At 51.0% G+C, this 12,726-nt stretch carries 14 protein-coding genes; 6 read left to right on the top strand and 8 right to left on the bottom strand.

Annotation, left to right across the window (positions count from 1 at the left end; genetic code table 11):
• Nucleotides 1-56: 56 nt before the first annotated feature.
• From pfkB to HV213_RS12320, 3 genes are all read left to right on the top strand, one after another.
• On the top strand, nt 57-989 hold the full coding sequence (pfkB, locus tag HV213_RS12330) for a 6-phosphofructokinase II (RefSeq protein WP_181485887.1): 933 nt from the start codon (nt 57-59) through the stop codon (nt 987-989).
• Between the two features lie 92 nt (nt 990-1,081).
• Nucleotides 1,082-1,366: a type V toxin-antitoxin system endoribonuclease antitoxin GhoS gene (gene ghoS, locus HV213_RS12325; protein WP_181485886.1), complete on the top strand. Its 285-nt coding sequence runs from the start codon at nt 1,082-1,084 to the stop codon at nt 1,364-1,366.
• Nucleotides 1,367-1,472: 106 nt separating this feature from the next.
• On the top strand, nt 1,473-2,345 hold the full coding sequence (locus HV213_RS12320) for a fructosamine kinase family protein (RefSeq protein WP_112213403.1): 873 nt from the start codon (nt 1,473-1,475) through the stop codon (nt 2,343-2,345).
• A 12-nt stretch (nt 2,346-2,357) separates the two neighbouring features.
• Here HV213_RS12320 and tonB read toward each other — a convergent pair whose 3' ends face one another.
• Nucleotides 2,358-3,083: a TonB system transport protein TonB gene (gene tonB, locus HV213_RS12315; RefSeq protein ID WP_197975060.1), complete on the bottom strand. Its 726-nt coding sequence runs from the start codon at nt 3,081-3,083 to the stop codon at nt 2,358-2,360.
• A gap of 211 nt (nt 3,084-3,294) precedes the next feature.
• Here tonB and HV213_RS12310 point away from each other — a divergent pair, with 211 nt between their 5' ends.
• Nucleotides 3,295-3,591 (top strand): YciI family protein, encoded by a 297-nt coding sequence (locus tag HV213_RS12310; RefSeq protein WP_110275659.1) that lies wholly within the window; start codon nt 3,295-3,297, stop codon nt 3,589-3,591.
• Between the two features lie 56 nt (nt 3,592-3,647).
• Here the strand turns inward: HV213_RS12310 and HV213_RS12305 are convergent, their stop codons facing one another.
• Nucleotides 3,648-3,821 (bottom strand): YciY family protein, encoded by a 174-nt coding sequence (locus tag HV213_RS12305; RefSeq protein ID WP_130624366.1) that lies wholly within the window; start codon nt 3,819-3,821, stop codon nt 3,648-3,650.
• A 143-nt stretch (nt 3,822-3,964) separates the two neighbouring features.
• Here HV213_RS12305 and cls point away from each other — a divergent pair, with 143 nt between their 5' ends.
• Both cls and HV213_RS12295 read left to right on the top strand, forming a co-directional pair.
• Nucleotides 3,965-5,425 (top strand): cardiolipin synthase, encoded by a 1,461-nt coding sequence (gene cls, locus HV213_RS12300; RefSeq protein ID WP_181485884.1) that lies wholly within the window; start codon nt 3,965-3,967, stop codon nt 5,423-5,425.
• A 34-nt stretch (nt 5,426-5,459) separates the two neighbouring features.
• Complete coding sequence (locus HV213_RS12295) at nt 5,460-5,789, top strand: HI1450 family dsDNA-mimic protein (protein ID WP_181485883.1); 330 nt, start codon at nt 5,460-5,462, stop codon at nt 5,787-5,789.
• A 68-nt stretch (nt 5,790-5,857) separates the two neighbouring features.
• Here the strand turns inward: HV213_RS12295 and HV213_RS12290 are convergent, their stop codons facing one another.
• From HV213_RS12290 to oppA, 6 genes are all read right to left on the bottom strand, one after another.
• Nucleotides 5,858-6,694, bottom strand: coding sequence for an ion transporter (locus HV213_RS12290; RefSeq protein ID WP_181485882.1), 837 nt, complete (start codon nt 6,692-6,694; stop codon nt 5,858-5,860).
• A gap of 44 nt (nt 6,695-6,738) precedes the next feature.
• On the bottom strand, nt 6,739-7,743 hold the full coding sequence (gene oppF / locus HV213_RS12285) for a murein tripeptide/oligopeptide ABC transporter ATP-binding protein OppF (protein ID WP_110275586.1): 1,005 nt from the start codon (nt 7,741-7,743) through the stop codon (nt 6,739-6,741).
• Complete coding sequence (locus tag HV213_RS12280; protein ID WP_181485881.1) at nt 7,740-8,753, bottom strand: ABC transporter ATP-binding protein; 1,014 nt, start codon at nt 8,751-8,753, stop codon at nt 7,740-7,742. Before HV213_RS12280 ends, oppF begins: the two co-directional genes overlap by 4 nt.
• 11 nt (nt 8,754-8,764) lie before the next feature.
• A complete protein-coding gene (gene oppC / locus HV213_RS12275) occupies nt 8,765-9,673 on the bottom strand; it encodes an oligopeptide ABC transporter permease OppC (RefSeq protein ID WP_139537554.1) in 909 nt (302 codons plus the stop codon).
• Between the two features lie 14 nt (nt 9,674-9,687).
• A complete protein-coding gene (oppB, locus tag HV213_RS12270; RefSeq protein WP_110275583.1) occupies nt 9,688-10,608 on the bottom strand; it encodes an oligopeptide ABC transporter permease OppB in 921 nt (306 codons plus the stop codon).
• A gap of 84 nt (nt 10,609-10,692) precedes the next feature.
• Nucleotides 10,693-12,324, bottom strand: a complete 1,632-nt coding sequence (gene oppA / locus HV213_RS12265) for an oligopeptide ABC transporter substrate-binding protein OppA (RefSeq protein WP_181485880.1) — start codon at nt 12,322-12,324, stop codon at nt 10,693-10,695.
• Nucleotides 12,325-12,726: the final 402 nt, after the last annotated feature.

Raw genomic sequence — 12,726 nt, 5'->3', positions numbered from 1 at the left:
TTTAAGTGCCATGCTTAAAAACAGAGCAGCTAAACTCGTATTATGGAGGAAATTGGATGACCAAAATCTATACGCTCACATTAGCCCCTTCGCTCGACAGCGCAACGCAGACCCCGCAAATCTACCCGGAAGGCAAACTACGCTGTAGCGCTCCCGTTTTCGAACCTGGCGGCGGCGGGATAAATGTTGCGCGGGCCATTACTTTTCTTGGCGGCAGCGCTACCGCAATATTCCCCGTCGGCGGCGCGACGGGGGAACATCTCACCGCCCTGCTGACCGATGAACATGTTCCGGTAGAGACAGTAGAAACGCATGACTGGACGCGACAAAATCTTCATGTGCATGTGAATACCAGCGGTGAACAGTATCGTTTCGTCATGCCAGGAGCCGCGTTAACCCAGGAAGAGTTTCATCACCTGGAAGAAAAAGTTCGCGCCATCTCACCCGGGTCCCTACTGGTTATCAGCGGCAGTCTGCCACCTGGCATCAGCGTCGAAAACCTGACAAAGCTGGTCAAAAACGCTCAAAAACATGGGCTGCGCTGTATTATCGATAGCTCTGGCGAAGCCCTCGCCGCCGCACTCGATGTTGGCAACATTGAATTGGTTAAGCCGAACCAGAAAGAATTGAGTGCCCTCGTTCAACGCGATCTCAACCAACCAGATGATGTACGTAAGGCGGCCCAGGAGTTAATTCGCACCGGCAAGGCTCTTCGCGTTGTGGTCTCTTTGGGGCCTCAGGGTGCGTTAGGCGTAGATGCCAGCGGCAGCGTGCAGGTCGTACCGCCACCGATGAAAAGCCAGAGCACCGTCGGCGCCGGAGACAGTATGGTCGGCGCAATGACCCTGCAACTGGCGGAAGATGCCACTCTTGAAGATATGGTGCGTTTTGGCGTTGCTGCAGGTAGCGCCGCAACGATTAACCAGGGAACTCGTCTTTGCTCGCTGGAGAATACGCAAAAAATCTACGACTATTTGCGCGGTCAGTAAACGCCTGCACTCCCTCTGAGTCTCCAAAGGGAGTCGCCAAATTATCATGATGGTCTATGCTAAAAATTTCATGAATAACAATAGGGTGAAAAATGAGTAGCGAAATTATTGCCTGGATCATCACAGCACGCTTTCACGAACAGACGTTAACTGAAATTAACGAACTGAGTAATCACCTCACCCGAGCCGGATTTACCCTTGTTCTGAACGATGATGAAGGCGCTCCACACGAACTTGGGACCAATACTTTTGGCCTGCTTTCACCGCAGAACGCAGAAGAGGTCAAAGCTTTAAGCGCCGGTTTAGCCGAAACTGCGCTGGGAAGACCCATCGAAATAACCGTCACCACATTTGATCAGTGGTTGAAAGCTCAATAAGTGCGATTAGCGCAGTAGAAACCGTCAGTTGTGCGTCAGTTCGAATTTTACACCGGGGTTATGCGCTAACCTTATGAAATGGTGGAAAACATAGGGGAGAGACAGCATGTGGCAAGCTATCAGCAATTTGTTAAGCGATTGGCACACTGAAGCAGCTGAAATCGAACTGCGAAACGAACTACCTGGTGGAGAAATCCATGCAGCCTGGCATTTACGCTTTGGTGGGCGAGATTACTTCGTAAAATGTGATGAACGGGAGCTTTTGCCCATCTTCACCGCCGAAGCAGATCAGCTTGAGCTGCTGTCACGAAGTAAAACCGTTAGCGTACCGCAGGTTTTTGCTGTCGGCAGCGACCGGGATTACAGTTTCCTGGTGATGGAATATCTCCCTCCCCGGCCACTGGATGCGCATAATGCTTTCCTGTTAGGTCAACAAATCGCGCATTTACATCAATGGAGCGATCAGCCGCAGTTTGGTCTCGATTTTGATAACGATCTTTCTACCACCCCACAGCCAAACGCGTGGCAGCGACGCTGGTCTACTTTCTTTGCTGAGCAGCGCATTGGCTGGCAGTTGGAGTTAGCCGCCGAAAAAGGTCTGCATTTTGGAGATATTGATACTCTCGTCGACACTGTACAACAGCGGCTGAGCAATCATCAGCCACAGCCATCATTACTTCACGGTGATTTATGGTCTGGTAATTGTGCGCTAGGGCCGAATGGACCTTATATTTTCGACCCGGCCTGCTATTGGGGCGACAGAGAGTGTGATCTGGCTATGCTGCCGTTACATCTTGAACAACCACCGCAAATTTACGACGGCTATCAATCCGTTTCACCGCTGCCGTCCGGCTTTCTCGAACGTCAACCCATCTACCAGCTATATACATTGCTGAACCGGGCGATTCTGTTTGGTGGACAACATTTGGTCACGGCGCAGAAAGCGCTTGATGACGTATTAATGGAAAAGGCCCCTTAAGGGGCCTCACTCTTAGCTAATCTTCACGCCTTTCAGACGGAACTGAATGGTCATGGTGATGCCAGTACCCGGTTTACCTGCTTCATAGCGCCATTTACGTAAAGCGCTCTTCACTTCACGCTCAAACATATTAGCTGGCTGAGCGGAGAGGATCTGCACGTTATCCACGCGACCGTCCGGCGTAACATCAAATTTAACGCGAACATCACCCTCAATGCGCAGCGCCTGGGCACGAGCTGGATAGGTCGGTTCTCCGCGGCTTAACGCTCGTGGACCGGTCGGGGCCGTAACGGTTGGTTTAGCGGTCGCGGTCGATGTACTTGGTGCCGTGCGCGCTGGTGCCGTATTTGAGTTTTCAAACGGCGATGCAGGGCGCGTTTCCGCTGGTTTCACATCACGCTTTGGCTGCTCAACTTTTTTTTCCGGCTTCGGTTTTGGTTTTGGCTTCGGCTTGGGTTTATGGATCACAACCGGTGCCTCTTTTGGCGGTTCAGGCACCACTTCCGGTTCAGGCTCTGGCTCAACTACGGGTTCAACGACCGGCTGCGCCGCCTGAGGCGGTTCCAGATCGGCCGGGGCCACCATTGTAATTTCGATAGGCTGCGAAGGCGAAGGTCGTTCAATAACCTGATGTACCGAAGTATATAGCAACGCCGTTACAACACCTCCGTGGATAACCACGGACAGTAGCGTAGGCCACGGAAAGCGGCGAGGTAAATCAAGGGTCATTGCGCTCATAGTCGTTTCTGTTGAAAAATGATGCCCCGATTTTAAATGCAAATAGCAATCATATTCAACTAGGGTTGTTATCTTGCATCAAAATTTGCCCCCTTTTCTGACAAAAAGGCGCCAGAGCATGGCAATCTATGGGTCGTGCGCATCTTTGCATTGCAGTCAACGACGGTTTCACTTAACGTGATTCGCCAATTTATTAATAAGGAGCCATGCCGTGCTTTACGTTATCTACGCTGAAGATATCGCCGACTCTCTGGAAAAACGATCGTCGGTACGTCCCGCGCACCTGGCGCGTTTACAACTATTACATGATGAAGGTCGTTTGCTGACCGCTGGCCCAATGCCTGCTGTAGACAGTAATGAACCTGGCGTGGCTGGCTTTACCGGTTCAACGGTTATTGCAGAATTTGAATCACTGGAAGCGGCGCAATCATGGGCCAATGATGACCCGTATATCGCTGCCGGGGTTTATCAGAAAGTGTCCGTTAAGCCTTTCAAAAAGGTATTCTGAAACAAGACCCTAACCAAAAACAGAGGCACCGCGAGCGGTGCCTTTTGTTTCGACTCTCAAAACTCAGAGAAAGTGAACAGCAGGGAATGACGTTGCCGTTTCACCAGCTCTTTTCTGATCGAGAGGATGCGCATATTACGACGCGATTGGCCTTCCAGCCAGCGTGTTTTACGGCGACTCACCTGTCTTAGCATGCGCCAGCGCCCTACTTCCGTTCTACTACGCTTCATTGCTACTACTCTACAAGTGAAAACAGCCAGCATTATAGACCGATGAATCTGGGTGACCAACGCTTTCGCTGCGTTTTTATTTGCCAGATTGATGTTGATGCGTAAACTCATGACATAAAGTCATTCAAAAGGATTTTTCATCTATGACAACCTTTTACACAGTGGTTAACTGGCTGGTCATACTCGGTTACTGGCTGCTGATCGCTGGTGTAACATTACGCATACTAATGAAAAGACGTGCAGTTCCGTCAGCGATGGCGTGGTTGCTGATCATCTACATCCTTCCGCTTGTGGGAATCATTGCCTATCTCTCGTTTGGCGAGTTGCATCTGGGTAAACGCCGCGCTGAACGCGCTCGCGCAATGTGGCCTTCGACGGCCAAATGGTTAAAAGATCTCAAAGCCTGCAAACATATCTTTGCCGATGATAATAGCCCGGTCGCCGAATCGTTATTCCAACTCTGCGAGCGCCGCCAGGGCATCGCTGGCGTTAAAGGCAACCAGCTTCAGCTACTCACCGAATCAGATGACGTTATGCAGGCGCTTATCCGCGACATTCAGCTTGCTCGTCACAATATTGAGATGGTGTTCTATATCTGGCAGCCCGGTGGTATGGCCGATAAAGTCGCGGAATCGTTAATGGCAGCGGCTCGACGCGGCGTACACTGCCGTTTAATGCTCGACTCCGCGGGTAGCGTGGCTTTTTTCCGCAGCCCGTGGGCCGCCATGATGCGCAATGCGGGAATTGAGGTTGTCGAAGCGCTGAAGGTAAACCTTATGCGCGTCTTTCTGCGTCGTATGGACCTGCGTCAACATCGCAAAATGGTCATGATCGATAACTATATTGCTTATACCGGCAGTATGAATCTGGTTGACCCTCGTTTCTTTAAACAAGACTCCGGCGTGGGTCAATGGATTGACCTGATGGCGAGAATGGAAGGCCCGGTGGCAACAGCCATGGGCATCGTCTATTCCTGCGACTGGGAGATTGAGACCGGAAAACGGATTTTACCACCGCCGCCAGACGTCAATATCATGCCGTTCGAAGAGGCCAGTGGGCATACAATTCATACCATCGCTTCCGGCCCGGGTTTCCCGGAGGACTTGATTCATCAGGCTCTGTTGACCGCCGCCTATGCAGCCAAAGAGCATTTGATCATGACCACTCCCTACTTTGTGCCCAGTGACGATCTGCTGCATGCTATCTGCACTGCCGCCCAACGCGGTGTCGATGTCAGCATCATTTTGCCACGCAAGAACGATTCGCTGCTGGTCGGCTGGGCCAGCCGCGCTTTCTTTAGTGAACTGCTGGCGGCAGGGGTGAAGATTTACCAATTTGAAGGCGGTCTGCTGCATACCAAAAGCGTATTAGTTGACGGCGAACTCAGTCTGGTCGGTACCGTGAATCTCGACATGCGCAGCCTGTGGCTTAACTTCGAAATTACGCTGGTGATTGACGATGCCGGATTTGGTAGCGATCTGGCGGCAGTTCAGGACGACTATATCTCCCGCTCGCGCCTGCTGGACGCCCGGTTGTGGTTAAAACGTCCGCTGTGGCAACGAATCGCCGAGCGACTGTTTTACTTCTTCAGTCCGTTGCTGTAAAACGTGCCAATCAGATGTTTAATGGGTAGCAATCATGGATATGGATTTAAACAATCGCCTGACCGAAGACGAAACGCTTGAACAAGCCTACGATATCTTCCTGGAACTGGCTGTCGACAACCTCGACCCGGCGGATGTCATTCTGTTCAACCTACAATTTGAAGAACGCGGCGGTGCCGAGCTGTTTGACCCGGCTCCTGATTGGGAAGAGCACGTCGATTTTGACCTCAACCCGGATTTCTTTGCCGAAGTGGTGATTGGCCTGGCAGATGCCGATGGCGGTGATATTAACGATATCTTTGCCCGCGTGCTGCTATCTCGCGAAAAAGACCACAAGATTTGCCATATTCTGTGGCGTGAATAAGCATCATCTCAAACGCGTAGCAATTATAGAAAAAACCTGCCCGTTTCAGCGCGGCAGGTTTTTTTTATTTAATCAGGCAACTCACTGCCGCAGGCATTGCAATAACGGGCATTTTTATCATGCGTATTGTGCCGACATTTCGGACACACGCGCTGAGTACGGCGGTTCTGAAATTCGGTAGTCATATGAGTGGTAATCAAACCGGTTGGAATCGCAATAATAGAGTAACCGATTAAGATAAGTATTGAGGCCAGAATGCGCCCCATCGGCGTATGCGGGGTGATATCGCCATACCCCACCGTCGTTATCGTCACAATCGCCCAGTAGACCGACGCATTCAGCGTGGTAAAGCCATATTTTGGCCCTTCAATCAGATACATCAGCGAACCAAAAATAACCATCACGATGGCGATGAACGAATAAAAAAGAATCAATTGATGGCGAGCGCTAACGATAGCGGCCCAGAAAATATTCAGCGACGGCATAAATCGCAGCAGTTTCAGAATACGCAACGCGCGGATAGCGCGCATCGCCCGCCAGGCAAACACATATTCAATGCTGATTTCAGGCCACAGCCACATAACGTAGAGCGGCAAGATCGTCGCCAGATCGATAATTCCCCAAAAGCTGAAAATATACTTTATTGGGTTGGGCCAACTGACGATACGCAGAAAATATTCGAGTGTAAAAACAGCCGTCACAAAAAACTCGAGCCAGACGAAAATATGCCATTCGTCTAAAGTCAGGTGATATTGCGTACCCAATCCGGACTCAATAAAAATCACCAGCACGCTGAGCAGCGCAAAAACGCCGCAAAGGCCTTCAAAATGGCGACCAGTGCGTCGGTTTTGATCGAAAAGTAAATGGTACAGCCGCAAACGTGCGGCATGAATATTGACAGCCACGTTAACCTCACAAAAAAAGGGCTGACCTGCGTCAGCCCCAGAGATTATAACGGGTCTACCTTCAAGCAGGAAACTGCATGTCGAAAACTGCCTTCCAGCACCGGTCGCGTTTTCGCGCATTCCGGCCCGGCAAGCGGACAGCGCGTACGAAATACGCAGCCCGAGGGCGGGTTAATCGGCGACGGTAATTCCCCTTCCAGCAGTTGGATAGTCTTGTTTCTTTCCAAATCAGGATCAGGAACCGGCACCGCCGACATCAGCGCTTTGGTATAAGGATGCAGCGGATTATGGTACACCTCATCGTAAGTGCCCAACTCCACGGCATGCCCCAGATACATCACCAGCACGCGGTCAGAAATATGCTTGACTACCGCCAGATCGTGAGCGATGAATATCAGCGAAAGACCCATTTCACGCTGCAACTGCTGAAGAAGATTCACCACCTGCGCCTGAATTGACACGTCCAGTGCCGAAACCGGCTCATCACAGATAATTAACTTAGGCTCAAGGATCAGCGCGCGCGCAATGCCGATACGTTGGCACTGACCACCGGAGAATTCGTGCGGATAGCGGTTAATCAGGTTTGGCAGCAGCCCCACTTTCATCATCATCGCTTTAACCCGGTCGCGAACTTCCTGACGCGGCATTTTCGGATGATAAGTACGCAGCGGCTCGGCAATGATTTCCCCGATTGTCATTCGCGGGTTCAGCGACGCCAGCGGATCCTGGAAGATCATCTGAATATCGCTACGCACATCGCGCCACTCATCAGGTTTCATTCCCAGCAGATCTTTGCCAAGCCAGGCAACCTTACCGTCCGTCGCTTTCACCAGGCCAATAATGGCTCGCGCAAAGGTTGATTTTCCACAACCTGACTCCCCGACCACGCCCAGCGTTTCACCTTCGTACAGGCGCAAAGTTACGCCATCTACCGCCTTGAGCGTTTTTGACGGCTGCCAGAACCACTGTTTACCGTCTTTAATATCAAAGTGCACTTTCAGGTCGGCAATTTCGAGCAGGACTTTTCTTTGTTCCGTTACGGCGTTCATAGCAAATCCCCCACCGGTTGAAAGCAGGCACGCAGGCGGCCTGGCGCAAACTCCTCAAGAGGCGGAGCGCTATTACAAATCTCCATTGCATGCGGGCAACGCGGCTGGAACGGACAGCCCTTCGGCAAACGCAGCAGGTTCGGCGGGTTGCCCGGAATGGTCAACAAGGCGTCACCTTCGGCATCCAGACGCGGAACCGCATTCAGTAGACCAATTGAATAAGGGTGCGACGGATGATAAAAGACGTCGCGCGCCTGACCATATTCCATGGTGCGGCCAGCATACATCACCAGCACCTTATCGCAGATCCCCGCCACTACGCCGAGATCGTGGGTAATCATAATGATCGCGGTATTGAACTCGCGCTTGAGTTCATTCAGCAACGTCATAATTTGTGCCTGCACGGTCACATCCAGCGCCGTTGTCGGCTCATCGGCAATCAACAGCTTAGGCCGACACAGCAGTGCCATCGCTATCATGACGCGCTGGCGCATCCCGCCGGAAAACTCGTGTGGATACATTTTCATCCGTTTACGCGCTTCCGGCATTTTGACCGCATCCAGCATTTTAACCGACTCTTCAAACGCTTCGGCTTTGCTCATCGCTTTATGCAGCATCAGGACTTCCATCAGCTGTTCGCCTACCCGCATATACGGATTGAGCGACGTCATCGGGTCCTGAAAAATCATTGAGATCTGCTCGGCGCGTAGCTTATTCAGCTCACGTTCCGGAAGGTTCAGGATCTGCTTACCGTTAAAGGTCGCTGAACCGCCAATGCGACCATTTGCCGCCAGCAGGCCCATCAGCGCAAAAGCGGTTTGCGACTTACCGGAACCGGACTCACCCACGATGCCTAAGGTTTCCCCTGCCCGTAGATTAAAGTTGAGATCGTTGACCGCAGTAACATCGCCATCGGGAGTGCCAAAGGTAACGCGAAGGTCTTTAACATCCAGAAGCAGGCTGGATTGTTGTGCTACCTGCGGCACTTTTGCCGTTTCAATCGTACTCATGACGGCGCTCCTTAGCGGTCTTTCGGGTCGAGGGCATCACGCAAGCCATCGCCGATAAAGTTAAAACAAAATAGCGTTACCACCAGGAAACCAGCAGGGAACAGCAGCAGCCACGGCGATACTTCCATCGAGTTCGCGCCATCGCTGAGCAACGCGCCCCAACTGCTTAGCGGCTCCTGGGTACCCAGACCAAGGAAGCTCAGAAAGGATTCGAACAGGATCATGCTCGGGACCAGCAACGAGGCATACACCACCACCACGCCAAGCACGTTCGGCACAATATGGCGGATAACAATGTTACCTGTTGAGACTCCACCGACCTGCGCAGCTTCAATAAACTCTTTGCGCTTCAGGCTCAGGGTCTGGCCGCGAACGATACGCGCCATATCCAGCCAGGAGACCATCCCAATGGCGACGAAAATGAGCAAAATATTCTGGCCAAAGAAGGTCACCAGCAAAATGACGAAGAACATAAACGGGAAAGAGTTGAGGATTTCCAGCAGACGCATCATCACCGAGTCCACTTTGCCGCCCAAATAACCGGAAAGCGAGCCGTAAAGCGTGCCAAGAATCACCGCCACCAGCGCCGCAGCGACGCCGACCATTAATGAAATACGCCCGCCGATCGCCACACGCACCAACAGGTCGCGGCCAGACGAGTCGGTACCGAAGTAGTGAGCAGACTCCATATCAGGTGCGCTGGACATCATGCCCCAATCGGTATCGTAGTAGGAGAACTGCGACACCATCGGGGCGATGGTGACAAACAGCGCGATAATCACCAACACTACCAAGCTGGCAACGGCAGCGCGGTTATGCATAAAGCGGCGGCGGGCGTCCTGCCAGAGGCTGCGCCCTTCGACTTCCAGCTTTTCACTGAAGTTTTCCAGCGCCTCGTTGTTTTTCTTACTTAACATCATGGCGAACCCCAGCGTTAATAACGAATCTTCGGATCGATAACGGCATACAGCACGTCAACAACCGCGTTAAACAGAATGGTCAATGCGCCAACCAGAATGGTCAGGCTGAGCACTAGCGAATAATCGCGGTTCAGCGCGCCGTTGACGAACAGTTGGCCAATACCCGGCAGGCCATAAATGGTTTCGATAACCATCGAGCCAGTAATAATGCCGACGAAGGCTGGTCCCATATAGGAAAGTACTGGTAACAGCGCGGGTTTTAAGGCGTGACGCAGAATGATGCGGCGCATCGGTAAGCCTTTTGCCCGCGCGGTACGGATGAAATTAGAGTGCAGGACTTCAATCATCGAGCCGCGAGTGATACGCGCAATACTGGCGATATAGGCCAGAGACAGTGCGACCATCGGCAAAATCATGTATTGCAGCGCCCCGCCGTTCCAGCCACCTCCCGGCAACCAATGCAGAGTAATAGCAAATATCATCACCAGTAAGGGCGCGACTACGAAACTGGGTATCACGACCCCGGTCATTGCCACCCCCATCACGGCGAAGTCCCATTTCGTATTCTGTTTTAGCGCCGCAATAACTCCGGCAGTGACGCCAAGAATTACCGCCAGGAAAAACGCGGCAAAACCTAATTTGGCAGACACCGGGAAGCTGGAAGCCACCAGATCGTTTACCGAATAATCTTTATATTTAAAGGAAGGACCGAAATCACCATGCGCCAGTTGCTTCAGGTAATTGAAATACTGGGTCATGATGGGGTCGTTTAAATGATATTTTGCTTCAATATTCGCCATGACTTCCGGCGGCAGCGTACGTTCACCGGTAAAAGGACTACCCGGCGCAAGACGCATCATAAAGAAGGAGATTGTAATTAGAATAAATAGCGTCGGAATCGCTTCCAGACAGCGACGAAAGATAAATTTTAACATTGCCCGTACCTTCTGGCCTGTGCCTATCGAGTGCGATGAATTCAGACACGGTGGGGCAAGCGCTGCCTGCCCCACGATTTGCCATTAATGTTTGATAATATAAAGGTTCTTAACGTAGATATTATCTAACGGGTCTTTACCTGTGTAGCCGCCAACCCAAGGTTTAACCAGGCGGGCGTTGACATAATAGAAGACCGGGACGATGACGGAGTCTTTGTCCAGCTGCTGCTCAGATTGTGCATAGAGGTCTGCACGTTTCGCTTCATCACTGGTTTTCAGCGTTTCAGCAATAATCTTGTCAAAAGCCGGGCTCTTATAATGCGAGGTGTTGTTTGAGCTGTCGCTCAGCATGGTGTTCAGGAAGGATGTCGGTTCGTTATAGTCCGCACACCAGCCGGCGCGCGCAATATCAAAGGTGCCCTGATGGCGATTATCGAGGAATGTTTTCCACTCCTGATTCTCCAGCTTCACGTTCGCGCCCAGATTTTTCTTCCAGATAGACGCGACGGCAATAGCCAGCTTTTTATGCAGATCGGAAGTGTTATAGAGCAGGTTAAAGGTCAGCGGTTTATCAGCGGTATAACCTGCTTCGGCGAGTAATTTTTTCGCTTCTTCGTTACGTTTTTCCTGCGACCACTTGAACCACTCAGGTTCAACCAGTTTCATACCATCGGTATATGGCGGGGTGTAGCTATAGGCTGGCAGATCGCCCTGATTTTTTACTTTATTGACAATAATGTCGCGATCCAAAGCCATTTTGAGTGCGGTTCGTACACGAACATCGGTAAACGGTGCTTTCTGGTTATTGATTTCGTAGTAATAAGTGCACAGATACGGATCGACGTGAACTTCTTGCGGGATCTCTTTTTTCAGCTTCTGGAACAGTTCGATCGGCATGTTGTTATAGGTCATGTCGATTTCACCGCTACGGTAGCGGTTTACGTCTGTAACTTCAGAAGAGATCGGCAGATAGGTGACCTGATTAATCACGGTTTTGGCGTTATCCCAATAATTGGTATTACGCTCCAGCACAATACGCTCGTTGACGACCCAATCTTTTAATTTATATGCGCCGTTGCTAACGATATTGGCCGGTTGGGTCCATTTCTCACCAAACTTCTCAATCGCGGCCTTAGGTACTGGAGAGACGGACGGGTGAACGAGAAGTTTATAAAAGTATGGTACGGGTTCGCTGAGTGTGACTTCGAAAGTATGATTATCCAGCGCTTTTACGCCCAGATCGGTCGCTGGTTTTTTGCCGCCGATAATTTCGTCAACGTTGGCCACATGACCATATTGTAGGTAGCTTGCATAAGGAGATGCTGTTTTCGGGTCAGCCAGGCGCTGCCAGCTATAAACGAAATCTTGTGCCGTAACCGGCGTGCCGTCAGACCACTTTGCATCTTTTCGCAGATGGAAGGTCCAGACTTTAAAATCTTTGTTGTCCCATTTTTCCGCAGCGCCAGCAACCGGATGACCGTCAAGGTCGCTTACCAGCAGTCCCTCAAATAAGTCCCGGCTGATATTAGATTCCGGCACACCTTCAATTTTGTGCGGATCAAGAGACTGGACTTCGGATCCATTGTTACGCACTAGCGTTTGTTTATCCGCCAGCTGTACTCCTGCGGGTACATCTGCCGCTATGGCAGCGTTAACGGTAATTAGCGCAGATAATACGCCTGCGGCTACCAGGCTTTTTTTCGTGATGATGGTCATGTGTTTGTTACTCCACTCATTATAATTACTGGCTATATAACCAGCCTGCTTTTCTCTTTTAGGATTCTGTACAGTGCAGGAGTTTATGCTGCTGTCAGATTGTACTGCTTGCTATCACCGACTTATTTTATTACGACCGCTCAAACGGCAGTCTTGACGTCGACTCTTCCCCTCCCTGTCCGGAGGCGGTTTTAAATCGCAATGAGTTAGTTAATAAAAATTCTCATTTAAGTTTATATTCTGCTAAAGATCACGCCGGAAAGTACCAAAAGGCCTTCTCGTCCGCCAATGCAATTTGCAAATATGTTACCGGATTCTCTTTTATGATCTCCCGGAAGGCAGAGCATAAAATTCCCCCTGTAAAGAAAAAGTTATAAAACCATTATCTATCATGTGCATACA

Origin of the sequence: Klebsiella sp. RHBSTW-00484 (assembly GCF_013705725.1) — a bacterium.
Classification (GTDB): domain Bacteria; phylum Pseudomonadota; class Gammaproteobacteria; order Enterobacterales; family Enterobacteriaceae; genus Klebsiella.
This window is presented reverse-complemented; position numbering and strand designations above follow the sequence as displayed.

Coding starts and splice junctions, on each gene's coding strand:
- pfkB (WP_181485887.1), top strand. CDS start 57: ATGACCAAAATCTATACGCTCACATTAGCCCCTTCGCTCGACAGCGCA.
- ghoS (WP_181485886.1), top strand. CDS start 1,082: ATGAGTAGCGAAATTATTGCCTGGATCATCACAGCACGCTTTCACGAA.
- HV213_RS12320 (WP_112213403.1), top strand. CDS start 1,473: ATGTGGCAAGCTATCAGCAATTTGTTAAGCGATTGGCACACTGAAGCA.
- tonB (WP_197975060.1), bottom strand. CDS start 3,083: ATGAGCGCAATGACCCTTGATTTACCTCGCCGCTTTCCGTGGCCTACG.
- HV213_RS12305 (WP_130624366.1), bottom strand. CDS start 3,821: ATGAAGCGTAGTAGAACGGAAGTAGGGCGCTGGCGCATGCTAAGACAG.
- cls (WP_181485884.1), top strand. CDS start 3,965: ATGACAACCTTTTACACAGTGGTTAACTGGCTGGTCATACTCGGTTAC.
- HV213_RS12295 (WP_181485883.1), top strand. CDS start 5,460: ATGGATATGGATTTAAACAATCGCCTGACCGAAGACGAAACGCTTGAA.
- oppF (WP_110275586.1), bottom strand. CDS start 7,743: ATGAACGCCGTAACGGAACAAAGAAAAGTCCTGCTCGAAATTGCCGAC.
- HV213_RS12280 (WP_181485881.1), bottom strand. CDS start 8,753: ATGAGTACGATTGAAACGGCAAAAGTGCCGCAGGTAGCACAACAATCC.
- oppC (WP_139537554.1), bottom strand. CDS start 9,673: ATGATGTTAAGTAAGAAAAACAACGAGGCGCTGGAAAACTTCAGTGAA.
- oppB (WP_110275583.1), bottom strand. CDS start 10,608: ATGTTAAAATTTATCTTTCGTCGCTGTCTGGAAGCGATTCCGACGCTA.
- oppA (WP_181485880.1), bottom strand. CDS start 12,324: ATGACCATCATCACGAAAAAAAGCCTGGTAGCCGCAGGCGTATTATCT.